Below are 25,873 nucleotides of genomic sequence, written 5' to 3'. Positions count from 1 at the left end.
AACGACCTACTTGTTGACAGCGGGTGCGGCGACATCCAACGGCCACGGTGCCGCCAGGTTTTTCATGAGCTGGGTGCTGGCCAACACTTGGCGGCTTTGAATATCCAACAAATTGCGCTCGGCCGACAAGGCACTGGCTTGGGCGGTAACCACATTCAAATAACTCACCGTACCAGCGCTGTACTGCGCTTGTGCAATGGCGAGGTTGCGTTGTGCGGCCTGCACTGCTTGGCTTTGCGCCTGCGCTTGTTGTTGCAACTGTTGCGCCGCCACCAGGTTGTCTTCCACCTCTTGCAAAGCTTGCAACACGGTTTGTCGGTAACTGATACCAGCCCCATCCAAGGCCGCTCGCGCCTCGGCTTGCACCGCTTTGCGCTGACCCCCGTCAACCAAGTTCAAAGCCATGCTGGGGCCGAGTGACCACAGCAAAGAAGATGCACTGAAGATGTTGGCCAAGTCGCTGCTGCGATAGCCCAGATTGGCTGCAAAACTGAACGATGGGAAGAACGCGGCTTGCGCCACACCCAACTGCGCTTGTGCGGCCAACACACGTTGCGAAGCCGCACGGATATCCGGGCGCTGCTGCACCACGCTGGCGGGCAAAGAGAGCGGCAATGGCGGCAATGAAAACCAGGGGTCGTGCGCGGCGATTTGCAACTCACCTGGGGCCTTGCCCAGCAACACCGCCAAAGCGTTTTGCAACTGCAGCCGGGTGGTGTCCACTTCAATGCGTTGCGCCAAGGTGGTGTTGAGTTGCAACTCGGCCTGCGCCACATCAGCTGCCGACACCACACCAGCTTCATAGCGGTAGCGGGTCAGGCTCAGCGCCTTGGTATAGGCCTGCTCTGCTTGGTTCAACACCGCCACTTGACGCTGTGCTGTTCGCAACGCCACATAGGTTTGCACCAAACTGGCTTGGGCCGACAAGCGTGCCAAAGCCAAGTCATCTTGGCTGGCCTGCAACAAAGCTTGAGCAGCTGCGTTTTGCGCACTCAAACGACCCCAGACATCCCACTCCCAACTCAAGGGTGCGGCAACACTGATGTTGTTCGCTGCCTTGCTGCCTGTGTCTTGCGCCAGACCAGCGCCCACATTCAAGGACAGTGAGGGCCACAAGCTGCTTTGCGACAGCGCCACGGCAGCTTGGGCTTGTCGCACTTTGCTGGCGAGCAATTGCACATTCAACTGACCTTGCAACAACTGCGTTTGCAAATCATTGAGCACCGGATCATTGAACACAGTCCACCATTGCGGTGCGATCTCCAAGGCTGTGGTTTGAACGGCTGCGGCTGCGAACTTTGCGGGCACAGCGGCTTGCGGTGCGGCAGGCTTGAACAAACTGCCGCAAGCACTCAGGCTGAACAGGCACAGTGTCCACGTGATGAAATGAAAACGAATCATGCGCTTTGCCCAATCATGGCTGGCAACTGTACAGACGGACTGGCATGCACCCGCGGACCCATGACTTTGGCACGCAAGGCTTCCAGACCCACAAACACAATGGGCGTGGTGTAGAGCGTCAGGAGTTGGCTGAGGGCCAAACCACCGAGCACCGCCAGCCCCAAGGGTTGGCGCATTTCAGCACCCACACCAAAAGCCAGAGCCAACGGAATCGCACCCAACATGGCGGCGGCCGTGGTCATCAAAATGGGGCGCAAGCGCAGCTGCGCGGCGACATGAATCGCTTGCGCTGCGCTCAAGCCTCGGCGCTGTCGCTGCAGCGCAAAGTCAATCATCAAGATGGCGTTCTTCTTCACGATGCCAATCAGCAAAATGATGCCGATCATGGCGATCACGCTGAACTCGGTGTCAAAGGCCATGAGCGTGAGCAAGGCGCCCACACCCGCCGAGGGCAAGGTGGACAAGATGGTGAGCGGATGCAACAGGCTCTCGTACAACACACCCAACACCAGGTAAAGGGTGAGCAAGGCCGCCAGGATCAACAGGGGTTGGGTTTGCAAAGATTGTTGAAACGCATTCGCCGATCCTGCAAAACCACCGCGCACCGATACCGGCATGTTCAGTTTCGCCACAGCGTCTTCAATGTCTTGCGTGGCTTGCGACAAGCTCACGCCGGGTGCGAGATTGAAGCTGAAGGTGTCCGAGGGCACACCGCCTTCATGCGCCACCGACAGCGAGGTGTTGGTGAGTTCCACCCGCGCAAAACCGCTCAAGGGCACGGGCTGGCCCAGGTTGTTGATGAACTGCAAACGCTTCAACGACTCGGCGCTTTGCAAATGCTCGGGTGCCAATTCCATGATCACGCGGTACTGGTTCAGGGGGTTGTAAATCACAGTCACCTGGCGTTGACCAAAGGCATTGGCCAAGGTCGTGTCAATCGCGCGTACCGACAAGCCCAGACGGGACGCCGCATCCCGGTCAATCACCAACGAGGTTTGCAAGCCACGGTCTTCGTAATCATTGTTCACGTCCTCCAAAGACTTGAGCTTGGCCAAGGCGCGGCGCAATTTCGGCTCCCACTCGCGCAACTCGCTCAATTCATCAGCCTTGATGCTGTACTCGAATTGGGCGTAGCTGCCACGCGCCCCCATGCGCAGGTCTTGCACGGGCATCAAGAACAACCGCGCACCGGCTTCCTTGGACAACTTGGCTTTCAATCGGTTCACCACTTGATCGGCGGTGGCGCGTCGCTCGGGGGGCGGCTTCAAGGTCATGAACATTTGCGCGGCGTTGCGTTGGCCATTGCCGGTGAAGCCGGTCACGGTCAACACATCTGGGTCGGCTTGCACAATGGCCAGCATGGACTGCAAGCGCTGTTGCATGGATTGAAACGAGGTGCTTTGGTCGGCGCGGATGTAGCCGTTGATGCGTCCGGTGTCTTGCTGCGGGAAAAACCCTTTGGGAATGGCGCGGTACAAACTCACGTTCAACACAATCGTGACGAGCAACACCAACCACATCAACCACTGGTGACGCAATGCCCATCCCAACGAGTGTCGGTACCACTTGGCCACCTGCAGGCGTTTGCGCGGGGCTGGCTTTGGCGCATCTTGGGGCAGCCACGCCGCGCACATCATCGGCGTGGTGGTCAGCGACACCACCATGCTGGTGAGAATGGCCGCGGTCATCACCAACGCAAACTCGTGGAACAAGCGCCCCAGCACGCCGCCCATGAACAAAATGGGAATGAACACCGCCACCAAAGAGATGCTGATGGCCACCACCGTGAAACTGATGTCCCGCGCCCCTTGCAAACAAGCTTGACGCAAGGGCATACCACGTTCACGCAAACGCGTGACGTTTTCCAACACCACGATGGCGTCATCCACCACAAAGCCGGTGGCAATCGTCAAGGCCATCAAACTCAAATTGTTCAAGCTGAAGTCCAGCAAATACATCACCACGCAGGTGCCCGCCAACGACAGCGGCACGGCCACACTGGGAATCAAGGCGGTGCGCCAACGCCTTAAAAACAAGGCCACCACCAAGATCACCAAGGCCATCGACAGCACCAGCGATTTTTGAATCTCGTTCAAAGAGCCGCGAATGGTTGGTGTGCGGTCAGACACCACGGTCATGCTGACAACACTCGGGATTGATTGCTGCAAGATCGGCAGCAGGTCGCGCACCTTGTCCGCCGTTTCAATCACGTTGGCGCCAGGCTGTTGATTCAGCACCAGCAACACCGCAGGTTCACCTTGTGAGATGCCATCGGTGCGCAGGTCTTGCACCGAATCTTGCACATCGGCCACATCTTGCAAGCGCACAGCCCGGCCATCCTTGAAGCGCAGAATCAATCCAGCATAGTCCGCTGCACTGCGGGCTTGGTCGTTGGCTTCAATCTGCCACATTTGCGTCTCGTCATCCAACACCCCTTTGGGCCGGTGCGCATTCGTGCCGACCAAGGCCAAGCGCACATCCTCCAGCGACAAGCCATGTGCGGCAAGTTTGTCTGGTTGAATCGACACCCTCACCGCGGGCAATGCACCACCGCCAATGGTGACCTGCCCCACGCCATCAACTTGCGACAAACGTTGCGCCAAGATGGTCGAGGCCAAGTCGTACATCTGACCGCGCGTGTAGGTGCTGGAGGTCAGCGCAATCACCAACATGGGGCTTTCTGCCGGATTGGTTTTGCGGTAGGTGGGGCGACTCGGCATGCCCGAGGGCAACAAGCTTTGTGCGGTGTTGATGGCGGCTTGGACTTCACGCGCAGCGCCATTGATGTCGCGGTTCAAATCAAATTGCAGGTTGATGCGGGTTGAGCCTTGCATCGAACTCGACGTCATTTCATTCACGCCTGCGATGTTGCCCAACGCCCGCTCCAAGGGCGTGGCCACGGTGGCCGCCATCGTCTCTGGGCTGGCACCGGGCAGATTGGCTTGCACCGAAATGGTGGGAAAACTCACTTGCGGCAAAGGGGCCACAGGCAGCAAACCATAAGACAAACCACCCGCCAAGGCCACACCCAAGCTCAGCAGTGTCGTGGCGACGGGGCGGTCAATGAAAAAGGCCGAGAAGTTCATGCGCTTTGTGGGGGCGTCAAACGCTTGGCCCATGCATCCAGTTGCAAATAGATGACGGGCGTGGTGAACAAGGTGAGCCACTGACTCACCAACAAGCCCCCAACCAGCGTCACGCCCAGAGGTTGACGCAATTCACTGCCCACACCCGATCCCAACATCAAAGGCAGTGCGCCTAGCAAGGCACACAAGGTGGTCATCAAAATCGGTCTGAACCGCAACAAGCACGCTTGCTCAATGGCTTGCCGTGGTGTCATGCCTTGATGGCGCTCGGCATCGAGTGCAAAGTCGATCATCATGATGGCGTTTTTCTTGACAATGCCAATCAACAAAATGATGCCAATCACCGCCATCAAATCCAAATCGGTGCGCGACAGCATCAGTGCCAACAATGCGCCCAAGGCGGCTGAAGGCAAGGTGGACAAGATGGTGATCGGATGGATGTAACTTTCATACAGCACACCCAGCACGATGTACATGGTGACCACCGCCGCCAGCACCAACCACAGGTTGTTGCTGAGCGAGGCCTGGAAGGCCAAGGCCGCACCCTCAAAACGGGATTCGATGTTGGCAGGAACCGGCTCTGCTGCACGCAACGCCTGCCAAGTCGTTTCGATGGCTTGCACAGCCTCGCCCAAAGAAGCTTGTGCGGAAGGTTCAAAAGACACCGTGACCGCTGGAAACTGACCCACATGCAAGATGCTCAACTGCGCGGCACGCTCTTCAATGCTGGCCACGCTGCTGAGCGGCACCTGGGCGCCCGAACTGGCGGGCACCATCAAGCGTGACAGGGCGGCTGGACCCAAGCGGTCTTGCGACTGCACCTCCAGCACCACGCGGTACTGGTTGCTTTGCGTGAAGATGGTGGAGACCAAGCGTTGTCCAAAGGCGTTGTAGAGCGCGTTGTCGATGGCCAGCACACTGACACCCAAGCGGCTGGCGGTTTCACGGTCGATGCGCACATAAGCTTGCAAACCTTGGTTTTGCAAATCAGAGGCCACCTCGCCCAAGTCCGGATGACCTTGCAATCGTTCTTGCAATCGTGCCGACCAAACCCCCAAGGCCTGCATGTCTGGACCGCTCAATAAAAATCGATATTGGGTTCGCGCCACCCGGTCTTCGAGTGTCAAGTCTTGCAGCGGTTGCAGGTACATGCGCATGCCACTGAGATTGGATGCAGCTTGGTTCAGGCGCTGCAAAATCTCTGGCAAAGGCGCGTCTCGTTGGTTTTTGGGCACCAGGTTGATGGTCATGCGCCCGGTGTTCATGCTGGTGTTGGGTCCATCGACACCAATGAAAGAGGTGAGGCTTTGCACCGCCGGGTCTTTCAACAAGGTTTGCGCCAAGGCTTGCTGGCGTTCAGCCATGGCCGTGAAAGACGTGGATTGCGTGGCTTCGGTGATGACTTGGATCGCACCAGTGTCTTGCAGTGGAAAGAATCCTTTGGGTATCCATGCATACAGCCCCACAGTGAGCAACACAGTGGCGGCAAATACCCAGGTGGTTTGCAGCGGATGGTTCAACACCGTTTTGAGCGCATCGGCATACCGGTCTATCAAAGCTTGCAGCCAAGCTGGGTTGTGCATCTGCGCACTGTCTGCACGGTTCAAAACGGGGCGCAACAAATGTGCGCACATCATGGGCGTGAGTGTGAGCGACACCACGGCCGAAATCAGGATAGCCACAGCCAACGTGATGGCGAACTCGTGGAACAAGCGTCCCACCACATCACCCATGAACAACAAAGGAATCAACACGGCCACCAACGAAAACGTGAGCGACAAAATCGTGAAACCAATTTGCCGCGCACCTTCCAAGGCCGCTTGCAACGGTGTGCTGGGGCGTTTCGGGTCTTGCAAATAACGCGCGATGTTCTCGATCATCACGATGGCGTCGTCCACCACAAAACCGGTGGCCACCGTCAACGCCATCAAGGTGAGGTTGTTGATGGAAAAACCCGCCAAGTACATGAAGCCAAAAGTACCGACCAAGGACAGTGGCACCACCACGCCTGGAATGATGGTGGCAGCGGCACTGCGTAAAAACAAAAAGATCACCATCACCACCAAGGCCACCGACAGCATGAGCTCAAACTGCACATCGCGCACCGACGCACGGATGGTGACGGTGCGATCGGTCATCACTTGCATGTCAACGCTGGGGGGCAAGGACGCTTTCAGGGATGGCAGCAAAGCTTGAACCCGCTCCACCACTTCAATCACATTCGCACCCGGTTGTCGTTGAATGTTCAAGATGATGGCGGGTTCTTCGTTGGCCCAAGCCGCTAAACGGTTGTTCTCAGGTGCTTCGACGATGCTGGCCACATCGCGCAAGCGCAGGGGATTGCCGCGCACATAGGTCAGCACCATGTTGGCGTACTCGTCCACCGAACGCAGTTGATCATTCGCATCCAAACTCGAGGCCCGCGCAGGACCATCCAGACTGCCTTTGGCCATGTTCACATTGGCTTGGTTGATGGCGTTGCGCACATCGTCCAATGAAAACCCAGATGCCGCCAAGGCTTGGCTGTTCACCTGCACCCGCACCGCCGGTCGCTGACCGCCTGCAATGCTGACCAAGCCGACGCCAGCGACTTGCGACAAGCGCATGGCCAACCGGTTCTCCACCATGTCGTGCACTTGGGTCATCGGCAAGCTGCCCGAACTGATGGCCAAGCTGAGGATGGGCGCGTCGGCCGGATTGACCTTGCTGTAAGCCGGGGACATCGGCAAGTCGTTGGGCAAGACACTGGCGGTGGCATTGATCGCCGCTTGCACTTGTTGCTCTGCCACATCAAGTGGCAGCTTCAAGGAGAACCGCAAAGTGATGACCGAGGCCCCACCCGAGCTGACCGAGGTCATCAAGGCCAAGCCGGGCATCTGACCAAACTGGCGCTCCAGTGGTGCGGTGATGGACGCGGTGATGACTTCCGGGCTGGCACCCGGGTACAAGGTGCTCACTTGAATCGTGGGGTAGTCCACCTGCGGCAGCGAGGCGACTGGTAGAAAACGATAGGCCAACAAACCACTCAGCAACAAAGCCACCATCAACAACGAGGTGGCCACTGGCCGCAAGATGAACAAGCGCGAGAAATTCATGGTTTGGCGGGCATCACCACCTCGACCGTGCTGCCATTGCGCAATCTGTCTGCGCCATCGGTTACGACCCGCTCACCCACTTTCAATTCGCCTTGCACGGCCTGCCATTCGCCTTCTACGGCCAACAACTTCACGTTTTGCAAACGGATGCTGTTGTCAGCCTGCACCACACAGACAAAGGTGCCTTGTGCACCGCGTTGGATGGCCTGTGTGGGCACCACCAGCACATTTTTCAAGGTGTCGAGTTCCAAGCGAATTTGTGCAAATTGATTGGGAAACAGCAAGCCTTGTTTGTTGTCCAAGGTGGCTTTGAGTTTCAAGGTGCCCGTGGCGATATCGATCGCGTTGTCGGTGGTGCTGACCCGACCTTGCGCCAAGCGTTGTTGCCGATCGCGGTCCCAAGCTTGCACCGGCAGAGCTTGCCCTGCTTTGAGTTTGCGCATGATGAGCGGCACATGCACCTCGGGCACCGCAAACACCACGGCCATCGGTTGGGTTTGCGTGATGCTGACCAAACCATTCGGATCGCTGGCCCGCACCAAGCTGCCCAATTCGGATTGCTTCAAGCCCAAGCGACCACTGATGGGTGCGGTGACTTTGGTGTAGGACAACTGCAAACGCGCTGCTTCAACTTGCGCTTGATTGGCTTGCACGGTGCCTTGCAACTGGCCCACGAGTGCAGCTTGGGTTTCCACCTGTTGGCGGGCAATCGCATCTTTGCTCAGCAGGTCTTGATAGCGTTGCAAATCAAGTTGTGCGTTTTTCAACTGTGCGGTGTCGCGTGCCAACTGGCCTTGCGCTTGGTTGAGTTGGGCTTCATAGGCACGGGCGTCAATCTCGGCCAGCACCTGACCGGCTTGCACCCACTGGCCTTCAGTGAAACGCACAGCCTTGAGTTCGCCATCCACCTTGGCCCGAACCACGGCGGTGTTGAGCGCCGTGAGTGTGCCCAAGGCGTCAACGCTTTGGCGGATGTCCATTTGTTTGACTTCAACAGCACTGACCGGTGTGTGTTTGCCACCGCCGCCCTCTTTGTTGCTCGGGCGACCCATGCCTTTGGTTTTGTCCGCGTTTTTGTCGCTCGCCTTGTCTGAGCCTTGCTGGGCCGTGGTTGTGCTGGGGCTCATCCACTGTTTGATCTCGGGGTACCACCAAGCTGTGGTGACACCCAACACCATCACCATCACAGCAAGCCATTTGGAACGCATTAAATTTTGTTTCACGAAAGACATGTCAAGCATTCAAATTCAGGTCAGTTGACATATTAACCCTCGACCATGTCCCTGCGCCGAAGGGGACTAAAGCAGTTGTTCAAATAAAGTGTGCAATACCTGCGCAGACCATGCTGAGGATGATGGTGGTGGTGAATGGAATGAAAAATTCACGGCCAAACATTCGAAAGCGCAGGTCACCGGGCAAACGGCCCAAGCCTATTTTGCTTAGCCACGGCGTGATGCCTTGAATCAGCAGCAAGACCACGAACACCACGATCAGCCAGCGAATCATGTCTAGAGCCTGTGGGTTCGATCGGCTTGCACAAAGCCCATGGGCGTCCACTCGTCGGTGCCGAAAGCGATCACCTTGAACAACTCGCCCATCTCATGGTCTTGGATCAGTTTTTGCGCCATGCTGCGCTCGGGCACGCTGGCGTTTTCAAGCAGTGGCAACAAGCCACTGTTGAGCAAAAAGTGTGCTTGGCTGGTGTAGCCCAACACCTGCAAACCCATCTCTTGCGCGGCCAATGCCACGCCCGTGAAATTCACATGCGTGGTGATGTCTTTGAAACCCACTTGGCTTAACGGGTCGGTGTCACTCAAGTGGCCTTGATGGCACATCAAGGTGCCCATGTGGCGTTGCGGGTGGTAGTACTCGTGCGCAGGAAAACCATAGTCGATCAAGAACATCGCACCCTGAGTCAAGCGCTCGGCCAGGCTGCGCACAAAAGCCTCGGCTTGCGCGTGGACTTCGCACAGGTAGTCTTGGGCACCTTCAATCTCAACCGGCGGCGTGTCCGTGGTGGCTCGGTCTTGCCAATCAAACGCTTGCGTGTCCTCACGCCAAACCACGCCGCGCTCGAGCCACACACCGTTCAAGCGGTGCAGCAAACGCACCGGCATCGCGTCCAACACCTCGTTGCCCACCACCACGCCATGCAGCTGTTCGGGCAAGGCCTCCAGCCAAGTCACCTTGTGGGCATGGGCATGCAAGGTTTGGGCTTGACGCTGGCGCAAACTGCCAGACACATCGATGATGGTGTAGTGCTGCACATCGTCGCCCAAGGCGTTCAAGAGTTGCAAAGCCAAGCTGCCATTGCCTGCACCGAACTCGTAGACCGTGTCGGTGTGGCTGTGCTGCAAAGCTTCTCGAATGCTGTTGGCCAGCGCTTGGCCGAAGTAGGCAGAGATTTCGGGGGCGGTGACGAAATCACTGCCGCCACTGGGCATGCGGCCAATTTGCTGCTGGCCCGCGCTGTAATAGCCCAAGCCTGGGGCGTATAGGGCCAGCGCCATGAAGCGATCAAAGGGCATCCAACCGCCTTGCTTGTCCAAGCTGGCCTGGATCAAACGGCCCGTTGCCGTTGGGGCAGTCGGTACACTCTTTGCCTGTTCATTCATCGCGTGGATTGTCGTTCATGTCTGTTGCGGATTCATTCCCTTCTTCCCCTGTGGTGCTGGTCACCGGCGGCGCCAAGCGACTGGGCCGCGCATTCTGCTTGGCCTTTGCCAAAGCAGGTTGGCACATCATCTGCCACTACAACAGTTCCAAGGCCGAAGCATTGCAGACCCAGCAGATGGTGCAAGCGCTGGGCGTTCAGTGTCTCTTGGTGCAACTTGATTTGAATTTGACAGATGCACACGAGCAGTTGCTCAACACCTGCCAAGGGCAAGCCCTGGGCTTGCCGCAGTGCATTGTCAACAACGCTTCTGTTTTTGAAGAAGACAGCGCACGAACCAGCACCCCCGCGCACATGCAAGCGCACTTCCACACCAACACGGTGCTCCCCTTGATGCTGGCCAATGGTTTGGCCAAGCGCTTGCAAGCCGCTGCCAACACCCAGGCCTGTGTGATCCATGTGCTGGACCAAAAAGTGCACAACTTAAACCCCGATTACTTTTCCTACACAGTGAGCAAACTCGCGCTCGAGCGCAGCGTGGCACTGCAGGCACAAGCCCTCGCGCCGCAGGTTCGGGTGTGTGGTTTGTCACCAGGCTTGAGTTTTTTGAGCGGCCCACAAACCCAAGACAATTTTGATCAAGCGGCCCGTATCAATTTGCTGCAGCGCCCTATCGACACCACCGACATTGCCCGCACCGCTGTGTTCATCGCTGAAAACCAGGCACTGACCGGCACCACGATTCAAGTGGACAACGGCCAACATCTGGTGCCACTGTCCCGAGACGTCATGTTCACCATCACCCCGCCATCGCCATGAACCCTGGACTGCTTGCTTTTTCTGTTGTGGATGCGCGGATCGCCACGCAATGCCGCTTGCTCAGCCTGCGCCAGTTTGAATGCATGGTGCACATTGGTGTGCACGACTTCGAGAAACAAAGCGCACAACGCATGTGGTTTGACATCGACCTGTGTGTGCGTTTGGCCGATGCACCCGCCGCCCAAGACGATATTTCGCAAACGCTGAATTACGATTTTTTGCGCGAGCTGGTGTTGCAAACCACGGGCGAGGTGCACCATGAACTGCAAGAAACCTTGTGCGACACCTTGTTGGCCGACTTGATGCGCCACACCAGCATCGTGGCCGCGCGTGTACAGACCCGCAAACCTGATGTCTACACAGACTGCGCCTCGGTGGGCACCGAGCGTGTGGGTTTCAAACCTTGGTGAACCCATGAACCACTGCCAATCACAAACTTTGTCGCTCACCGGTCTGCGTTTTGATGCAAGCTTGGGCATTTTGCAATCGGAGAAAACCAAGCCTCAGCCGATTCAAGTGGATGCCGAGCTGAACCTGGGTCCGCAGGCCTTGCTGCCCCGAGACGATGACATTCAGCAGGTGCTCGACTACCGTCAGGTGCGCAAAATCATCATTGAAGAATGCACGGCCGTGCACATCAACCTGCTTGAAACCATGATCGGCAAACTCAGCCACCGCTTGCTGCAATTGCCGGGTGTGTTGGGTGTTCGGGTGAAAATTGCCAAGCTTGAAATCTTCGAAGATTGCGAAGTCGCGATCCACATGGAATCTGGACAATGGTGACCTATGTCAATTGAACGCGAAACCCAAAAACTCGAAAAACGCTTGTGCAGACAAGTCGGCCAAGCCATCGTGCAATTCAACATGATTGAAGAGGGCGACAAGGTGATGGTCTGCATGTCGGGTGGCAAAGACAGCTACGGCATGCTTGACATCTTGCTCAAGCTCAAAGCCCGTGCCCCGATTCACTTCGATCTGATCGCGGTGAACCTGGACCAAAAACAACCTGGCTTTCCGGCCCATGTGCTGCCCGACTACCTGAGTCAACTCGGCGTGCCCTATCGGATTGAAACGCAAGACACCTACTCGATTGTGAAAAGCAAAATCCCTGAAGGCAAAACCATGTGCAGCCTGTGCAGCCGTTTGCGCCGAGGCATTTTGTACCGCGTGGCCGATGAAATTGGCGCCACCAAAATCGCGCTGGGTCACCACCGCGACGACATCTTGCAAACCTTCTTTTTGAACATGTTTTTCGCGGGCAAGCTCAAAAGCATTCCGCCCAAATTGGTGAGTGACGCCGGTCACCACATCGTCATCCGGCCCTTGGCGTTTGTGGCCGAGAAAGACTTGCAACGCTGGGCGGTGCACCGCGAATTCCCCATCATCCCTTGCACCTTGTGCGGCAACCAAGATGGTTTGCAGCGCCAGCAAGTGGGCGACATGCTGCGCGAGTGGGAGAAGAAACACCCAGGCCGCTTGGACATCATGTTCAATTCACTGCAGCACGTGGCCCCTTCGCATTTGCTGGACGACACGCTGTTTGACTTCAAGGGCTTGGCGTCCACCGGGGTGCCCGACCCCGATGGCGACACGGCATTTGACAAGGACAGTTTTGCCATGCCCAGCTTGGCGGGCATTCAAACCATCACCATCTAGGCTCAGTGTTTTTTGTAGGCCACCACGTGTTGGGTTTGTTCGCCCAAGCCGTCGATGCCCAAGTGCATCACGTCCCCGGGTTTTAAAAACACAGGCGCGGGTTTGCCGTTTTTGTTTTTGCGGCCCATGCCCACACCCGGTGGGGTGCCGGTGGTGATCACGTCGCCAGGCATCAGCGTCATGAATTGGCTGACATAACTCACCAGCTTGGCCACGTTGAACACCATGGTTTTGGTGTTGCCGGTTTGCATGCGCACCCCGTTCACATACAGCCAAAGGCCCAAGCGCTGTGGGTTGGGCACCTCGTCGCGCGTGACCAACCACGGACCGATGGGGCCAAAGGTGTCGCAACCCTTGCCCTTGTCCCAAGTCATGCCGCGCTCGAGCTGAAAGGCACGTTCGGACACATCATTGACCACGCAATAACCGGCCACATGGTTCAAGGCTTGGGCTTGTGACACATAGCTGGTCTTGCTGCCGATCACCACACCCAGCTCCACTTCCCAATCGCTTTTCTCCGAACCCTTGGGCAGCATCACCGTGTCGTTGGGCCCTTGCACGCAGCTGTTGGCCTTCATGAACACCACCGGTTCGGCGGGCACGGGCAAGTTGGATTCGGCGGCGTGGTCGGCGTAGTTCAACCCAATAGCAATGAACTTGCCCACATGGCTGATGGGGCAGCCCATGCGCGGGTTGCCGCGCACCTTGGGCAGGGTGTCCGTTTTCAGCTTGGCAAGTTTGGCCAAGGTTTTGTCGTCAAGCTGGGCGGCGCCAATGTCGGGGATGATGGCGCTCAAGTCGCGCAATTGGCCGTTGACATCGATCATTCCGGGTTTTTCGCGGCCCGCTGGGCCAAAACGAACAAGTTTCATGGGTGCTCCTGTCTTTGAGGTGGCATGGATGATAGGGCTTGTGCTTGACGCACCCGGCTACGGGTTTATGCCGATGAGAGGCGGTCTGAGGCGGCGTTAAGGTGCACAGAAAATACCCTCTTCTTTTGTTTCAGAAAGCTTTTGCATGCAGCATCTTTTATTCAGACCTGTGCGGGCGCTGGCGCTGGGCTTGTTGTGTTGGGCTGCGCTCAGTGCCATGGCCGCGCAAAAACTCAAATGGGCGCATGTGTATGAAACCAGTGAGCCGTTTCACACCGAGTCGGTGTGGGCCGCCGCAGAAATCAAAAAGCGCAGCAACGGGAAATTTGACATCCAGGTGTTTCCTGCTTCCAGCTTGGGCAAAGAAACCGACCTGAACCAAGGCCTGACATTGGGCACGGTGGACATCATCATGAGCGGCGCCTCTTTTGCGGCTCGCACCTATCCGCGCTTTGGCATTGCGTACTACCCGTTCATCTTCCGCGACAGCGACCATTTGCTGGCCTTTTCAAAGAGTGCGCTGTTCCAAGAAATGACCCAAGAGTTCCGCCGCAAAACCGGCATCCAAGTCACCGCTTACGCCTACTACGGTGCGCGTCAAACCACCGGACAAAAAGTCTTCAACACCTGCGCCGACATCAAGGGCTTGAAAATCCGTGTGCCGGATGCACCGGCCTACATCACCACCTGGCAAGCCTGCGGTGCCAACCCCACGCCCATTGCGTTTGCCGAGGTGTATTTGGCGCTGCAAAACGGCACAGTGGACGCCCAGGAAAACCCACTCACCGCCATCGAAGCCAAGAAGTTTTTTGAAGTGCAAAAAACCATCATGCTGACCTCGCATGTGGTTGAAGGCCTGATCACCATGGTCGGCCCGCATGTCTGGAACACCTTGAGCCCCGCCGAACAAAAAATGTTCACCGAGGTGATGCAAGAAGCCTCGGCACGCATCACCGTCAAAATCAAAAAGCGTGAAGCAGAGTTGATCGACATCTTCAAGAAAAAAGGCTTGAAGGTGGTTGAGGTCGACCGGAAAAGTTTTCAAACCTCGGTATTGAAAAACAAACCCGTGGAAAGCCTGGGCTTCACGCGCACGGATTACGACCGGATTCAGGCGGTGAAATGAGCCAAGAGCTGGACCAATTGGCCGCCTCCTTTGGCGACAACGATGCCCAAGTTGATTTGTCCGACACCTTGCCCGAGGCATGGCTGGCATTGCTGTTGTTTTTTGCGCTGGGCCTGACTGTCTTCTACCAATTCATCACCCGCTATGTGTTCAACGACTCGGCCGCTTGGACCGAAGAAGTGGCTCGCTATTTGTTGATCGGCACGGTGTTCACCGGGGCGGTCATTGGCGTGGCCAAAAACAACCACATCCAAGTGGATTTTTTCTACCGTTTCATGTCCCCCGCTGTGTCACGCGCCTTGTCCTTGTTCACCGATGTGTTGCGCATTGGTTTTTTGGCCAGCGCCAGCATCCTCACCTGGATGCTGATGCAAAAAATGGGTAGCTACCAAATGACCGTGGTTGATCTGCCGATGAACCTGGTGTATGGCGTGGTCTTGCTGGCCTTTGTGCTGATGACGCTGCGCTCGGTGGGTGTGTTGAGACGCCATTGGCGCCAAGGCCACAGCGTGTTGGAACGCCCGGAGAACATGTAAGCCATGTTGAAAATCATTTTTTTGGTGTTGCTCAGTGGCGGCTTGCCCGTGGCCATGGCCATGGCTGCTGCTGCCCTGCTGTACCTGTGGTGGGTCCCGAGTTCACCGCCGTTTGTGGTGATCCACCGCATGGTGTCCGGCATCGACAGTTTCCCGTTGTTGGCTGTGCCTTTTTTCATTTTGGCTGGCAACCTGATGAACACCTCGGGCATCACGCACCGGATTTACAGCTACGCCCTGGCCTTGGTCGGTTGGCTCAAAGGCGGGCTGGGCCATGTGAACGTGATGGGTTCGGTGGTGTTTGCCGGTATGAGCGGCACCGCCATCGCGGATGCTGCAGGCTTGGGAACGGTGGAAGTCAAGGCCATGACCGACCATGGCTATGACCCCGAGTTTGCGGTGGGTGTCACCGCCGCTTCAGCCACGCTTGGCCCCATCATTCCGCCCAGTTTGCCCTTCGTCATCTACGGCATGATGGCCAATGTGTCGGTCGGTGCCTTGTTTTTAGCAGGCATCTTTCCTGGCGTGGTGATGGCCTTGCTGATCATGCTGACCGTGGCCTATTTCGCCCACAAAAACGGCTGGGGTGGCGACATTCAACTGCACTGGCCCACCTTCTTGAAAGCCTTGCTTGAAACCTGCGTGGTGCTGGCCTGGCCCGTGTGCATTTGGTGGCTGGTCACAGCAGTGGGCACGAATCCGCAAGTCACCGTGGTCGTTGGATTGCTGTTGCTGTTTGCCGCCGACAAATTGTTCAAGTTCCAAGCGCTGCTGCCCATCATGACGCCCGTGCTGCTGATTGGCGGCATGAGCACCGGTGTGTTCACCCCCACCGAGGGCGCGATTGCTGCGTGTGTCTGGGCCTTGATCTTGGGTTTCGTTTGGTACCGCACCCTGAACTTCAAATTGTTTTTGAAAATTTGTTTGGACACGGTGGAAACCACAGCCACCGTCTTGTTCATCGTCGCGGCCGCCAGCATCTTTGGTTGGCTGCTCACCTCCACCGGCGTGACCGCCGCCATCAGCACGTGGGTGTTGAGCGTGACGGATGAGCCTTGGCAGTTTTTGCTGCTGGCCAATCTGCTCATGCTGTTTGTTGGTTGCTTTCTGGAACCCACCGCCGCCATCACCATCTTGGTCCCGATCCTGATTCCGATTTGCCAACAACTCGGTATCGATCTGGTGCACTTTGGATTGGTGATGGTGTTGAACCTGATGATTGGTTTGTTGCACCCACCCATGGGCATGGTGTTGTTTGTGTTGGCACGTGTCGCCAACCTGAGTGTGGAGCGCACGACCATGGCCATCCTGCCGTGGTTGGTGCCCTTGCTGGGCAGCTTGATGCTCATCACCTACGTGCCCAGCATTTCTTTGTGGTTGCCGCGGCTTTTGTCTCCCTAACTTACTGCGCTGGTTCAACATGAGTTTGTCTATTCGCCTTCACGCCGCCGATGATGTCGTCATCGCCCGCCAACAACTGATCTCCGGTTCCATCGTGGAGGATGTGGCGGTGCGCGGCTTGGTGCCACCCGGTCACAAGCTGGCCATGCGAAACATTGCAGCAGGCGAACCGGTGCGCCGCTACAACCAAATCATCGGCTTTGCGTCGCAAGCCATCGCCCCCGGCGAGCATGTGCACACCCACAACCTGAACATGGGGCCCGACAAAGGCAGCTTCGAGCGCGACTACGCGTTTGGTGCCGATATCAAACCCGATGCACCGGCACAGCACGGTACCTTCATGGGCTATGTGCGCCCCGATGGCCGCGTGGCCACCCGCAACTTCATCGGCATTTTGTCCAGCGTCAATTGCTCAGCCACGGTGTCACGTGCCATCGCCGATCATTTTTCACGGCTGACCAACCCCGCCGCCTTGGCCGACTATCCGCAGGTGGACGGCGTCATCGCCCTCACCCACGGCACCGGCTGCGGCATGGACGGCAGTGGCTTGGGGATGCAACTGCTGACGCGCACCCTCACCGGCTATGCCACGCACCCGAATTTGGCCGCAGCGCTGGTGGTGGGTTTGGGTTGCGAGTCCAACCAAATCAATGTCTGGTTGTCGCAAAGCGGCTTGCAACAAGGCAGCAGTTTGCAAACCTTCAACATCCAAGACAGCGGCGGCACGGTGATGACCGTGACCAAAGGCATTGACCTGATCAAAGCCATGCTGCCCAGCGTGAACCAAGCCCAGCGTGTGCCTTGCAGTTTGGAGCACATCATCGTCGGCTTGCAATGCGGCGGCTCGGATGGCTACTCGGGCATCAGCGCCAACCCAGCGCTGGGCGCGGCGGTGGATTTGCTGGTGGCGCATGGCGGCACGGCCATCTTGAGCGAAACCCCCGAGATTTACGGCGCCGAGCATTTGCTCACGCGCCGTGCGGTGCGCCGCGAGGTGGGCGAAAAACTCATCGAGCGCATCCGCTGGTGGGAGCACTACACCGCCATCAACGGCGGCGAGATGAACAACAACCCCTCGCCCGGCAACAAGGCCGGTGGCCTCACCACCATCTTGGAAAAATCCTTGGGCGCGGTGGCCAAAGCGGGCACCAGCAATTTGCAAGCGGTGTATGAGTACGCCGAGAAAGTCACGGCGCATGGCTTGGTCTACATGGACACGCCGGGCTACGACCCGGTCAGCGCCACGGGGCAGGTGGCGGGCGGGGCCAACATCATTTGCTTCACCACGGGTCGCGGCTCGGCCTATGGTTGTGCACCCTCACCGTCCCTCAAGCTCGCCACCAACAGCGCCTTGTGGCAGCGCCAAAGCGCTGACATCGACATCAACTGCGGCGACGTGGTGGATGGTGGCAGCACAGTGCAAGCCAAGGGCGAGGAGATTTTTCAGCGCATCGTGTCTTGCGCTTCAGGCGCGTCCAGCAAGAGCGAGCTGTATGGCTATGGACAGAACGAGTTTGTGCCTTGGCAGGTTGGCGCGGTCATGTGAGCAAGGCCAAGCTGGCGTCCAAATGCTCCAGGGGTGAACGCTTGTAGCCCGAGCGGGCAAAGCGCTGCAAGCGCCCCACCACGAAGGACACCCACAACGAGGCCTGCACTTGGGCGTCCACGGTGGGCGTGGCCGAAGACCGCGACGCTGCAGCGTCGCGCAACACCTGGCGCAAGCTGGCCTCCACCTTGTCGAAAAACAAATTCATGCGCTGGTGCAAGCGGTCGTTTTCAAACACCAAGGCGTCGCCCACCATGACCCGCGCCATGCCGGGGTTGCGCTCGGCGAATTGCAAGAGCACGGTGATCATGCGCCGCGCCTTGTCCAGCGGCGGATGCGGTCCATCGGTGATTTGGTTGAGCAAGCTGAAGACGCTGGTTTCGATGAACTCGATCAGGCCTTCGAACATCTGCGCCTTGCTGGCGAAATGCCGGTACAGCGCGGCTTCGCTCACCTGCAAGCGCGCTGCCAAGGCCGCTGTGGTCACCCGCTCGGCACCAGGCAACTCGAGCATGGCCGCCAAAGCCTGCAAGATTTGAATCCGGCGCTCGCCCGGTTTGGGGCGCTTGCGCACCGTGGTTTCAGCGGCGGGCGTAGTGGTGTCGTCGGCCATGGGAGCGTCTCCTGGGTCAGTGCGAACGGATCATGGTGCCAAAGGCTTGGTCGGTCAGGATTTCTAAAAGCAGCGCGTGGGGCACCCGGCCATCGATGATGTGCACCGAGTTGACGCCGCTTTTGGCGGCATCCAAGGCGCCGCTGATTTTGGGCAGCATGCCGCCGCTGATGGTGCCGTCGGCGAACAAGCCGTCAATTTGGCGAGCGCTCAGGTTGGTGAGCAATGTGCCTGCTTTGTCGAGCACGCCCGCGGTGTTGGTCAGCAGCACCAACTTTTCGGCTTTCAGCACAGTGGCCAGTTTGGCCGCCACCACATCGGCGTTGATGTTGTAGCTCTCGTTGTTCTCGCCAAAACCGATGGGGCTGATGACCGGGATGAAGGCGTCGTCTTGCAAGGCTTTCACCACACTGGGATCGATGCTTTGGATGTCGCCGACCTGGCCGACATCGTGCTCGATGCTGGGGTCTTGGTTGTCCAGCATCTTGAGTTTGGTGGCGCGGATCATGCCGCCGTCTCGCCCTGTCAGGCCCACGGCCTTGCCACCGGCTTGGTTGATCAAACCAACGATGTCTTGCTGCACCTCACCGGCCAGCACCCACTCGACGACTTCCATGGTTTCGGCGTCGGTCACGCGCATGCCTTGGATGAACTCGCCTTTCTTGCCCAAACGCTGCAAGGCGTTTTCAATTTGCGGGCCGCCGCCGTGCACCACCACCGGGTTCATGCCCACCAGTTTCAGCAGCACCACGTCTTCGGCGAAATCGGCTTGCAAGGCCGGGTCGGTCATGGCGTTGCCGCCGTATTTGATGACCAAGGTTTTGCCGTGGAATTTGCGGATGTAGGGCAGCGCCTGCGCCAGGATCTCGGCCTTGTCGCTGTTGGCAATGGTGGGAGCAACTGGGGTGTTCATGGACGTGAAGTGAATGTGTGCTTGCATTGTGCCCCATGCCATGCCGAGTGCAAGGCTTTGCGGTATGGGTTTATGCGGGGGATGGCGATAGAAGTTGAAAGATATTCAATTTGGCAATCAATGGACATGCTTCTAAATAGGCCATTTCAATTATTTAAATATCAGAGATAATAAGAGTTGAATATTAACCACCTGGAGAAATAATATGTCTCGTTTAACCGCAACTGCCCAATTAGAAAAAATCCGCGCTGCCAAACTCAAGTTGGAAAAAGAAGAACAGCGTTTGATGTCGCGCAACCACGATAAAACCTTGGCGCAAATCGTTCAATTGGCTGAAAAAGCCGGCTTGAGCGCCGCGCAAATCAGCGCCGCCATGGGCGTCAAGGGCAAAGCCAAGACCAGCAAGGCTGCAGGCAGCAAACCCGCCAAAGCCAAGCGGGCCACCGCTGGTAAAAAAGTCGCGCCCAAATACCGCAATCCGGCTGATGCGAATCAAACCTGGACCGGGCGTGGCCGCACACCGCTGTGGGTGCAAGCCTTGCAAACCGCTGGCAATTTGGCCAGCGCTGAGATCAAAGCAACGGCTTAATTCAAGCTTGGGGCTTGAAAGCCCGCGCCGCAGCGTCTTTACCCGACAGCTGCGGCGGCCCTTGAATCAAATCCAAGGGCCATTCAATCCCCAAATCGGGGTCATTCCACATAATCGCGTCTTCATCGCTGGCCACCCAATAATCGGTGGTTTTGTAAATCACCTCGGCCTGTTCACTCAGTACCAAAAAACCATGGGCAAAACCGCCCGGAATCCAGAGCTGGTGGTGCTTGACGCTGTCTAAGCGGGTGGCGGTCCACTGCCCATATTGGGGCGATTGCGGGCGAATATCCACCGCCACATCGAATATCTCACCACGCACCACCCGAATCAATTTGCCTTGCGGAAATTGCTTTTGAAAATGCAGGCCGCGCAGCACGCCATGGGCGGACAAACTGTGGTTATCTTGTACAAATTTGATATTTAAACCAGTGGATTGTTCAAAATCTCTTTGATTGAAACTTTCAAAGAAAAATCCACGTGAATCGGCAAATACCTTGGGCGCCAGCAATAACACCTCATTTAAATCAGTTTTCTCAACGGTATAGGGCATGTTAATCCAGCAATTTCATGAGATATTGGCCGTAATGGGTCTTTTGCAGCGGGGAAGCCAAGCGCAGCAAGGCTTCGCCGTCGATCCAGCCTTGTGAATAGGCAATTTCTTCCGGGCAGGCCACCATCAACCCCTGGCGTTTTTGCAGCGTGGCAATGAAGGTGGCGGCTTCCATCAAACCATCGTGGGTACCGGCATCGAGCCAGGCATACCCACGGCCCATGGTTTCCACATTCAATTGGCCTTGTTCTAAATAACGTTTATTGACATCGGTGATTTCCAATTCACCCCGGGCGGAGGGTTGAATATCGGCGGCAATATCGCAGACTTGCTTGTCATAAAAATAAAGACCGGTGACCGCGTAATTGGACTGCGGTTTTTTCGGTTTTTCTTCAATATGAACCGCTTTGCGCTGGGCATCGAAGGTGACCACGCCATAGCGCTCGGGGTCGGTCACGTGGTAGGCGAACACCGTTGCACCGTCTTGGCGGGCATTGGAGGCTTCGAGTTGTTTGACCAGGTCGTGGCCGTAAAAAATATTGTCCCCCAGCACCAAGGCGCTGGGATGGTTGTTCACAAAGTCGCGGCCAATGATGAAGGCTTGGGCCAGGCCATCGGGTGAGGGTTGCACCGCATAGCGGATCGACATGCCCCATTGCGAGCCGTCGCCCAACAAATCGGCAAAACGCGGCGTGTCTTGCGGCGTGGAAATGATCAGCACGTCGCGGATGCCGCTCAACATCAAGGTGGTGAGCGGGTAATAGACCAGCGGCTTGTCGTAAATGGGCATCAGCTGCTTGCTGACCGCCAAGGTGAGGGGGTAGAGCCGGGTGCCTGAGCCACCGGCCAACAAAATGCCTTTTCGAGGTGTTGTCATGTGCTGTCGCCAGAGGGCGCTTGAATGAATTTGGAGATTATCAATCTGTCCGCAATGCCCGCAGAACGCTGTCCACGCCCGCCTGCCAGGGCGGCAGCTCGAGATTCAAAGCCTTGGCCAACAGGCTGCTCTCCAGCATGGAATAGGCTGGGCGCGGCGCGGGCAGCGGATAGTCGGCGGTGGTGATGGCCTGCACTTGCTCGGGGCTCGCTTTCAAGCGCCAGCCCAAGCTTTGGGCTTGCTGCAACACGTATTGGGCATAGGCATGCCAGTTGGTTTGACCGGCAGGCGTCAGGTGAAACAGGCCGTTCAAGCCTTGTTGCAAGGCCAAGACCGTGGTCTCGGCCATCCAGGCGGCCGAGGTGGGCACGCCGACCTGGTCGGCCACCACCCGCAGGCTGTCGCGTTCTTGCGCCAGACGCAGCATGGTTTTCAAAAAATTCTGGCCGTGCGCCCCGACCACCCAAGAGCTGCGCAACAGCACATACCGGGCTCCGCTTTGGATCACCGCCTGCTCGCCATCGCGTTTGGTTCGGCCATAGACCGACTGCGGATCGGTTGGGTCAGTTTCAAGGTAGGGCCGCGTGGCCTGGCCGTTGAACACATAGTCGGTCGAGTAATGCACCAACACGGCGCTGCTGCGGGCAGCCTCTTCAGCCATCACGGATGGTGCCGTGACATTGATGGCCTGCGCCAGCGCTGGTTCTTGCTCGGCTTTGTCCACAGCTGTATAAGCGGCGGCATTGACGATCACGGCGGGCCGCTGGGCTTGCAGCAGGCTGCGAAGTGCGTCTGCGTTGCTCAGGTCGATGTCTTGTCGGGTGAGCGCGGTGACGGGCCCCAAAACAGGCAAGCGAGAGGCGAGTTCATGGCCAAGTTGTCCGGCAGCGCCGAACAACAAAACGCCGTCAAGCGCCATACTGTTTGCCGACCCATTGGCGGTACTGGCCGCTGGTGACGTTGGCCACCCAATCGGCGTTGGCCAAATACCAAACCACGGTTTTGCGCAAACCGGTTTCAAAGGTTTCTTGCGGGCGCCAGCCGAGTTCTTGCTCAATCTTTCGCGCGTCAATCGCATAGCGGCGGTCATGCCCTGCGCGGTCTTTCACATAAGTGATTTGCGTGGCATAGCTTTGACCGTCGGCGCGTGGTTGTAACTCGTCGAGCAAGCTGCACAAGGTGCGCACCACCTCGATGTTGGGCTTTTCATTCCAACCACCGACGTTGTAGGTTTCGCCCAAGCGACCGGCTTGCAACACCCGCTGAATGGCGCTGCAATGGTCTTGCACATAGAGCCAATCGCGCACCTGCATGCCGTCGCCATAAATCGGCAAGGGCTTGCCCGCCAAGGCGTTGTGGATCACCAGCGGGATGAGTTTTTCGGGGAAGTGGTAGGGGCCATAGTTGTTGCTGCAATTGGTAGTGAGGACGGGCAGGTCATAGGTGTGGTGCCAGGCCCGCACCAAGTGGTCGGAGGCGGCTTTGGAAGCGCTGTAAGGGCTGTTGGGCTCGTAGGCATGGGTTTCGGCAAAGGCCGGGGCGTCGGGGGCCAAGCTGCCATACACCTCGTCGGTGCTGACATGCAAAAAGCGAAACGCGGTTTGTTGTTCAGCGGCCAGCGCGGCCCAATAGGCGCGAACAGATTCCAGCAAATGAAACGTGCCCACCACATTGGTTTGGATGAAATCCATGGGGCCGTGGATGGAGCGGTCCACGTGCGACTCGGCGGCGAAATGCACTACCGCGCGGGGTTGGTGCTGGCCCAGCAGTTGAGGCAAGAGCGTGGTGTCGCCAATATCGCCTTGCACAAACACATGGTGCGGATTGTTTTGCAGGCTGGCTAAATTGGCCAAGTTGCCCGCATAGGTGAGCTTGTCCAAATTGACCACGGCTTCGTTGGCCGAGGCCAACCAGTGGTGAACGAAGTTGCTGCCAATGAAGCCAGCGCCGCCCGTCACCAGGATGGTCATACAGGCATGCCTTCCTCAGACACGCCCAAAACGCGGCCACGCACCATTTCGCGCAGCATTTTTTTCTCGGGGAAACTCAAGGGCCGATCTAGGGCGCGGCGCACACGCAGCAGCATGTGGCGGTCCACTTCTTGCGGCAAGCCTTGGCTGCCACGCAACTCGTCGCGCAGGTCTTCGCGCAGGTCTTCGGGCTCGTCGTCCCACCAAGCGTCAACCACTTCTTGCAATTTCACTCGCACCACCTCGGGGTCTTGCGCGGGTGCGGAAGGGGCACGCGGTGGGGTGTTGACTTCACGTGCGGCTTGCGGCAACAACAGCACACGGCGGTCGGCTTGGCCAAGCAAACGGCACCAAGCCGGGTCTTCATTCACCAACTGGTCCATGTGCCGGGCGGATTCATCGGCCAGCAAATACACATTCAAACCGTGCAACTGGGCTTCATCAATCACGTTGGTCAATCGGTCGTCGTCGCTGGCCACCAGCAGGTGCTCGCAGGCATGGCGTTCGGCCAAGCGGCTGATGTCCGAGGACAGGGCTTGCAACACCACATCGCTGGGCTCGCCACTGGTCACGTCCAAGTGGCGCACGATTTGGTCTTGCGGGAATTGGTTGTCTGGTGTGTCGGTGTACCAATAAACGCGTTGCACATCGACATTCAAACCGGCTTGCTTCAAGGCATGGGCCAAGGTGGGCAGCAAGGCGGCGCGGTTGTAATTTTCGGGTTCGGCATTGGCTTCAGGGGACTGGCGAACCAACCAAGCCATGTAATTGCTGTCGATCAATGCGATGCAGCGGCCAGCGCGGGCAGGCGCATTCTCTTTGCGAGGATGGGGTGTGCGGGTGTCGTTTTTCATCATTAAAAAGCTAGGAAGGTATTTGGAAAACGCCTGTCAAAGTGAGCAGGAAACGTTTGAAAGTAATGTCTACGTTGAACGGACGAATATTAGCTGATCTTGAAAGTGGGCTGAGCGACAGGGTTGTTATCTGTGGTGTTGTGGCTGAGCACCTGCTCATCGGTTTGGCCAAAGCGACGCACCCGTTTGCCGTAGGAAGCAATGGCTTGTTGCAAGGCAGCGGCATTGAAATCGGGCCAATGCAAGTCGGTGAAATACAACTCGGTGTAAGCGGTTTGCCAAAGCAAAAAATTGCTGATGCGTGACTCGCCGCCGGTGCGGATGAGCAATTCGGGGTCGGGCAAACCAGCGGTGCTCAGGTGCGCGGCCAAGGCTTGATCGTCCATGTCTTGCAGCGTTTTCTCGGGGTGCGCCATTTGCCAAGCGCGTGCTGCATTCAAGATGTCCCACTGGCCACCGTAGTTGGCGGCGATGGTCAGGTACAACCGGTCGTTGAGCGCTGTGTCTTGCTCGGCTTGGTCGATGCGCGACTGCAGCAAAGGCGCAAACGCACTGCGGTCGCCAATCACGCGCAAACGAATGCCCGCAGCTTTCATCTCGGCGACTTCGCTCTCGAGGTATTGCAAAAACAAACCCATGAGCGCCGAGACTTCCTCGGCCGGACGCCGCCAGTTTTCCGAACTGAAGGCAAACAGCGTGAGGTATTTCACGCCTTGCTCGCTGGCCGCCTTGACGATTTGTCGCACATTGGCGGCCCCACGCACATGGCCCACGGTGCGCGGCAACAAGCGCTTTTTGGCCCAGCGACCGTTGCCGTCCATGATGATGGCGATGTGTTGGAGGGGTTGACTCATGTGGCCTAAATTGTGACAGGGTGCAGGTGCCGCACATCGGCGGTGATGCTGTGCTGTTTGCTCATCAGTTCCACCAACACCATGGCCCGTGCTTCACCGTCGGTTTGTTGGTAAATGCCTTGCAAGCCCTTCAAGGGGCCGTCGATGAACACCACTTCTTGACCGACTTTGAGCAAACGCTCGGGGGCCCGCTCGGGCAAACCACGCAGAGCTTGAATCAATTCATCGGCCATGGGCGCGGGTCGGTTGCCAAAACTCACCAAACGGCTGACGCCCAAGGTAGAACGGATGGGGGCCCAATTGCTGTGTTCGGTGTCTAAGCGGATGAACAAGTAGCGGCTGAACATGGGTTCCACCACTTCGGCCAAGCGGCCACGACGCAGTTTTTCCACCGTCAACATAGGCAACCACGCTTCGAAGCCCTGCTGCTGCAGGTTTTCAAGGGCGCGGTGCTCTTGTTTGGGTTTGGAGTGAACGGCGTACCAAAGCATGCGTTGG

25 protein-coding genes are annotated in these 25,873 nt (G+C 57.6%); 9 read left to right on the top strand and 16 right to left on the bottom strand.

Annotated elements, in window-relative coordinates; translation table 11 throughout:
• Nucleotides 1-6: 6 nt before the first annotated feature.
• The 6 genes from AC8GFP_RS04455 to AC8GFP_RS04430 form a co-directional block, all read right to left on the bottom strand.
• On the bottom strand, nucleotides 7-1,401 hold the full coding sequence (locus AC8GFP_RS04455) for an efflux transporter outer membrane subunit (RefSeq protein WP_506610671.1): 1,395 nt from the start codon (nucleotides 1,399-1,401) through the stop codon (nucleotides 7-9).
• Nucleotides 1,398-4,487, bottom strand: coding sequence for an efflux RND transporter permease subunit (locus AC8GFP_RS04450; RefSeq protein WP_506610669.1), 3,090 nt, complete (start codon nucleotides 4,485-4,487; stop codon nucleotides 1,398-1,400). Before AC8GFP_RS04450 ends, AC8GFP_RS04455 begins: the two co-directional genes overlap by 4 nt.
• On the bottom strand, nucleotides 4,484-7,582 hold the full coding sequence (locus AC8GFP_RS04445; RefSeq protein ID WP_506610667.1) for a multidrug efflux RND transporter permease subunit: 3,099 nt from the start codon (nucleotides 7,580-7,582) through the stop codon (nucleotides 4,484-4,486). The genes AC8GFP_RS04450 and AC8GFP_RS04445 overlap by 4 nt, the downstream gene beginning before the upstream one ends.
• Nucleotides 7,579-8,790 (bottom strand): efflux RND transporter periplasmic adaptor subunit, encoded by a 1,212-nt coding sequence (locus tag AC8GFP_RS04440; protein WP_506610665.1) that lies wholly within the window; start codon nucleotides 8,788-8,790, stop codon nucleotides 7,579-7,581. The genes AC8GFP_RS04445 and AC8GFP_RS04440 overlap by 4 nt, the downstream gene beginning before the upstream one ends.
• A 103-nt stretch (nucleotides 8,791-8,893) precedes the next feature.
• Complete coding sequence (locus AC8GFP_RS04435) at nucleotides 8,894-9,088, bottom strand: DUF2905 domain-containing protein (protein WP_506610663.1); 195 nt, start codon at nucleotides 9,086-9,088, stop codon at nucleotides 8,894-8,896.
• A 2-nt stretch (nucleotides 9,089-9,090) separates the two neighbouring features.
• Nucleotides 9,091-10,197 (bottom strand): class I SAM-dependent methyltransferase, encoded by a 1,107-nt coding sequence (locus AC8GFP_RS04430; protein ID WP_506610661.1) that lies wholly within the window; start codon nucleotides 10,195-10,197, stop codon nucleotides 9,091-9,093.
• A gap of 17 nt (nucleotides 10,198-10,214) precedes the next feature.
• On the opposite strand from AC8GFP_RS04430, the gene AC8GFP_RS04425 reads away from it, so the two are divergent.
• From AC8GFP_RS04425 to ttcA, 4 genes are read left to right on the top strand one after another with little or no spacing between them, the layout of a single operon-like run.
• On the top strand, nucleotides 10,215-11,015 hold the full coding sequence (locus AC8GFP_RS04425) for an SDR family oxidoreductase (RefSeq protein ID WP_506610659.1): 801 nt from the start codon (nucleotides 10,215-10,217) through the stop codon (nucleotides 11,013-11,015).
• Nucleotides 11,012-11,425, top strand: coding sequence for a dihydroneopterin aldolase (locus AC8GFP_RS04420; RefSeq protein WP_506610657.1), 414 nt, complete (start codon nucleotides 11,012-11,014; stop codon nucleotides 11,423-11,425). The genes AC8GFP_RS04425 and AC8GFP_RS04420 overlap by 4 nt, the downstream gene beginning before the upstream one ends.
• Nucleotides 11,426-11,429: 4 nt before the next feature.
• Complete coding sequence (locus AC8GFP_RS04415) at nucleotides 11,430-11,798, top strand: dihydroneopterin aldolase (RefSeq protein ID WP_506610655.1); 369 nt, start codon at nucleotides 11,430-11,432, stop codon at nucleotides 11,796-11,798.
• A 3-nt stretch (nucleotides 11,799-11,801) separates the two neighbouring features.
• A complete protein-coding gene (ttcA, locus tag AC8GFP_RS04410) occupies nucleotides 11,802-12,671 on the top strand; it encodes a tRNA 2-thiocytidine(32) synthetase TtcA (protein WP_506610653.1) in 870 nt (289 codons plus the stop codon).
• A gap of 2 nt (nucleotides 12,672-12,673) precedes the next feature.
• On the opposite strand, the gene AC8GFP_RS04405 is transcribed toward ttcA, so the two are convergent.
• Nucleotides 12,674-13,543 carry a fumarylacetoacetate hydrolase family protein gene (locus tag AC8GFP_RS04405; RefSeq protein ID WP_506610651.1) on the bottom strand — a complete coding sequence of 290 codons (870 nt, stop codon included), beginning with the start codon at nucleotides 13,541-13,543 and terminating at the stop codon, nucleotides 12,674-12,676.
• A 145-nt stretch (nucleotides 13,544-13,688) separates the two neighbouring features.
• Between AC8GFP_RS04405 and AC8GFP_RS04400 the strand changes: the two genes are divergently transcribed.
• From AC8GFP_RS04400 to AC8GFP_RS04385, 4 genes are read left to right on the top strand one after another with little or no spacing between them, the layout of a single operon-like run.
• Nucleotides 13,689-14,669 (top strand): sialic acid TRAP transporter substrate-binding protein SiaP, encoded by a 981-nt coding sequence (locus AC8GFP_RS04400; protein ID WP_506610649.1) that lies wholly within the window; start codon nucleotides 13,689-13,691, stop codon nucleotides 14,667-14,669.
• Nucleotides 14,666-15,205, top strand: a complete 540-nt coding sequence (locus AC8GFP_RS04395; protein ID WP_506610647.1) for a TRAP transporter small permease — start codon at nucleotides 14,666-14,668, stop codon at nucleotides 15,203-15,205. The genes AC8GFP_RS04400 and AC8GFP_RS04395 overlap by 4 nt, the downstream gene beginning before the upstream one ends.
• A gap of 3 nt (nucleotides 15,206-15,208) precedes the next feature.
• Complete coding sequence (locus AC8GFP_RS04390; RefSeq protein WP_506610645.1) at nucleotides 15,209-16,606, top strand: TRAP transporter large permease; 1,398 nt, start codon at nucleotides 15,209-15,211, stop codon at nucleotides 16,604-16,606.
• Nucleotides 16,607-16,625: 19 nt separating this feature from the next.
• Entirely contained in the window at nucleotides 16,626-18,152 is a 1,527-nt protein-coding gene (locus AC8GFP_RS04385; protein WP_506610643.1) for a UxaA family hydrolase, read from the top strand.
• Here the strand turns inward: AC8GFP_RS04385 and slmA are convergent.
• Complete coding sequence (slmA, locus tag AC8GFP_RS04380) at nucleotides 18,145-18,765, bottom strand: nucleoid occlusion factor SlmA (RefSeq protein WP_506610641.1); 621 nt, start codon at nucleotides 18,763-18,765, stop codon at nucleotides 18,145-18,147. The genes AC8GFP_RS04385 and slmA overlap by 8 nt on opposite strands.
• A 16-nt stretch (nucleotides 18,766-18,781) precedes the next feature.
• Nucleotides 18,782-19,678: an acetylglutamate kinase gene (gene argB / locus AC8GFP_RS04375; RefSeq protein WP_506610639.1), complete on the bottom strand. Its 897-nt coding sequence runs from the start codon at nucleotides 19,676-19,678 to the stop codon at nucleotides 18,782-18,784.
• 205 nt (nucleotides 19,679-19,883) lie between these two features.
• Here argB and AC8GFP_RS04370 point away from each other — a divergent pair, with 205 nt between their 5' ends.
• Complete coding sequence (locus AC8GFP_RS04370; RefSeq protein WP_506610637.1) at nucleotides 19,884-20,267, top strand: H-NS histone family protein; 384 nt, start codon at nucleotides 19,884-19,886, stop codon at nucleotides 20,265-20,267.
• Nucleotide 20,268: 1 nt separating this feature from the next.
• Here the strand turns inward: AC8GFP_RS04370 and rfbC are convergent, their stop codons facing one another.
• The 7 genes from rfbC to rfaH form a co-directional block, all read right to left on the bottom strand.
• Nucleotides 20,269-20,820 carry a dTDP-4-dehydrorhamnose 3,5-epimerase gene (gene rfbC / locus AC8GFP_RS04365; protein ID WP_506610635.1) on the bottom strand — a complete coding sequence of 184 codons (552 nt, stop codon included), beginning with the start codon at nucleotides 20,818-20,820 and terminating at the stop codon, nucleotides 20,269-20,271.
• Between the two features lies 1 nt (nucleotide 20,821).
• The gene (gene rfbA, locus AC8GFP_RS04360; protein ID WP_506610633.1) at nucleotides 20,822-21,697 is read right to left on the bottom strand and encodes a glucose-1-phosphate thymidylyltransferase RfbA; all 876 of its coding nucleotides are present in this window, start codon (nucleotides 21,695-21,697) and stop codon (nucleotides 20,822-20,824) included.
• Nucleotides 21,698-21,737: 40 nt separating this feature from the next.
• Nucleotides 21,738-22,616 carry a dTDP-4-dehydrorhamnose reductase gene (rfbD, locus tag AC8GFP_RS04355; RefSeq protein WP_506610631.1) on the bottom strand — a complete coding sequence of 293 codons (879 nt, stop codon included), beginning with the start codon at nucleotides 22,614-22,616 and terminating at the stop codon, nucleotides 21,738-21,740.
• Complete coding sequence (gene rfbB, locus AC8GFP_RS04350) at nucleotides 22,606-23,667, bottom strand: dTDP-glucose 4,6-dehydratase (RefSeq protein ID WP_506610629.1); 1,062 nt, start codon at nucleotides 23,665-23,667, stop codon at nucleotides 22,606-22,608. Before rfbB ends, rfbD begins: the two co-directional genes overlap by 11 nt.
• On the bottom strand, nucleotides 23,664-24,521 hold the full coding sequence (locus tag AC8GFP_RS04345; protein WP_506610627.1) for a hypothetical protein: 858 nt from the start codon (nucleotides 24,519-24,521) through the stop codon (nucleotides 23,664-23,666). Before AC8GFP_RS04345 ends, rfbB begins: the two co-directional genes overlap by 4 nt.
• 89 nt (nucleotides 24,522-24,610) lie before the next feature.
• Nucleotides 24,611-25,375 carry a polyprenyl diphosphate synthase gene (gene uppS / locus AC8GFP_RS04340; RefSeq protein ID WP_506610625.1) on the bottom strand — a complete coding sequence of 255 codons (765 nt, stop codon included), beginning with the start codon at nucleotides 25,373-25,375 and terminating at the stop codon, nucleotides 24,611-24,613.
• A 5-nt stretch (nucleotides 25,376-25,380) separates the two neighbouring features.
• The gene (rfaH, locus tag AC8GFP_RS04335; protein WP_506610623.1) at nucleotides 25,381-25,866 is read right to left on the bottom strand and encodes a transcription/translation regulatory transformer protein RfaH; all 486 of its coding nucleotides are present in this window, start codon (nucleotides 25,864-25,866) and stop codon (nucleotides 25,381-25,383) included.
• Between the last annotated feature and the right edge of the window lie 7 nt (nucleotides 25,867-25,873).

This window comes from Limnohabitans simekii (SeqCode) (genome assembly GCF_965234735.1).
GTDB classification, from domain to species: Bacteria; Pseudomonadota; Gammaproteobacteria; order Burkholderiales; family Burkholderiaceae_C; genus Limnohabitans; species Limnohabitans simekii.
This window is presented reverse-complemented; position numbering and strand designations above follow the sequence as displayed.

Excerpts from the sequence above, each read along its gene's own strand:
- slmA (WP_506610641.1), bottom strand. The coding sequence starts at position 18,765 with ATGGCCGACGACACCACTACGCCCGCCGCTGAAACCACGGTGCGCAAG.
- AC8GFP_RS04430 (WP_506610661.1), bottom strand. The coding sequence starts at position 10,197 with ATGAATGAACAGGCAAAGAGTGTACCGACTGCCCCAACGGCAACGGGC.
- AC8GFP_RS04420 (WP_506610657.1), top strand. The coding sequence starts at position 11,012 with ATGAACCCTGGACTGCTTGCTTTTTCTGTTGTGGATGCGCGGATCGCC.
- AC8GFP_RS04390 (WP_506610645.1), top strand. The coding sequence starts at position 15,209 with ATGTTGAAAATCATTTTTTTGGTGTTGCTCAGTGGCGGCTTGCCCGTG.
- AC8GFP_RS04345 (WP_506610627.1), bottom strand. The coding sequence starts at position 24,521 with ATGAAAAACGACACCCGCACACCCCATCCTCGCAAAGAGAATGCGCCT.
- AC8GFP_RS04455 (WP_506610671.1), bottom strand. The coding sequence starts at position 1,401 with ATGATTCGTTTTCATTTCATCACGTGGACACTGTGCCTGTTCAGCCTG.
- rfbA (WP_506610633.1), bottom strand. The coding sequence starts at position 21,697 with ATGACAACACCTCGAAAAGGCATTTTGTTGGCCGGTGGCTCAGGCACC.
- AC8GFP_RS04435 (WP_506610663.1), bottom strand. The coding sequence starts at position 9,088 with ATGATTCGCTGGCTGATCGTGGTGTTCGTGGTCTTGCTGCTGATTCAA.
- AC8GFP_RS04450 (WP_506610669.1), bottom strand. The coding sequence starts at position 4,487 with ATGAACTTCTCGGCCTTTTTCATTGACCGCCCCGTCGCCACGACACTG.
- rfaH (WP_506610623.1), bottom strand. The coding sequence starts at position 25,866 with ATGCTTTGGTACGCCGTTCACTCCAAACCCAAACAAGAGCACCGCGCC.
- AC8GFP_RS04440 (WP_506610665.1), bottom strand. The coding sequence starts at position 8,790 with ATGCGTTCCAAATGGCTTGCTGTGATGGTGATGGTGTTGGGTGTCACC.
- AC8GFP_RS04400 (WP_506610649.1), top strand. The coding sequence starts at position 13,689 with ATGCAGCATCTTTTATTCAGACCTGTGCGGGCGCTGGCGCTGGGCTTG.
- AC8GFP_RS04425 (WP_506610659.1), top strand. The coding sequence starts at position 10,215 with ATGTCTGTTGCGGATTCATTCCCTTCTTCCCCTGTGGTGCTGGTCACC.
- AC8GFP_RS04395 (WP_506610647.1), top strand. The coding sequence starts at position 14,666 with ATGAGCCAAGAGCTGGACCAATTGGCCGCCTCCTTTGGCGACAACGAT.
- AC8GFP_RS04385 (WP_506610643.1), top strand. The coding sequence starts at position 16,626 with ATGAGTTTGTCTATTCGCCTTCACGCCGCCGATGATGTCGTCATCGCC.
- AC8GFP_RS04405 (WP_506610651.1), bottom strand. The coding sequence starts at position 13,543 with ATGAAACTTGTTCGTTTTGGCCCAGCGGGCCGCGAAAAACCCGGAATG.
- rfbB (WP_506610629.1), bottom strand. The coding sequence starts at position 23,667 with ATGACCATCCTGGTGACGGGCGGCGCTGGCTTCATTGGCAGCAACTTC.
- AC8GFP_RS04415 (WP_506610655.1), top strand. The coding sequence starts at position 11,430 with ATGAACCACTGCCAATCACAAACTTTGTCGCTCACCGGTCTGCGTTTT.
- AC8GFP_RS04445 (WP_506610667.1), bottom strand. The coding sequence starts at position 7,582 with ATGAATTTCTCGCGCTTGTTCATCTTGCGGCCAGTGGCCACCTCGTTG.
- AC8GFP_RS04370 (WP_506610637.1), top strand. The coding sequence starts at position 19,884 with ATGTCTCGTTTAACCGCAACTGCCCAATTAGAAAAAATCCGCGCTGCC.
- rfbD (WP_506610631.1), bottom strand. The coding sequence starts at position 22,616 with ATGGCGCTTGACGGCGTTTTGTTGTTCGGCGCTGCCGGACAACTTGGC.
- argB (WP_506610639.1), bottom strand. The coding sequence starts at position 19,678 with ATGAACACCCCAGTTGCTCCCACCATTGCCAACAGCGACAAGGCCGAG.
- rfbC (WP_506610635.1), bottom strand. The coding sequence starts at position 20,820 with ATGCCCTATACCGTTGAGAAAACTGATTTAAATGAGGTGTTATTGCTG.
- ttcA (WP_506610653.1), top strand. The coding sequence starts at position 11,802 with ATGTCAATTGAACGCGAAACCCAAAAACTCGAAAAACGCTTGTGCAGA.
- uppS (WP_506610625.1), bottom strand. The coding sequence starts at position 25,375 with ATGAGTCAACCCCTCCAACACATCGCCATCATCATGGACGGCAACGGT.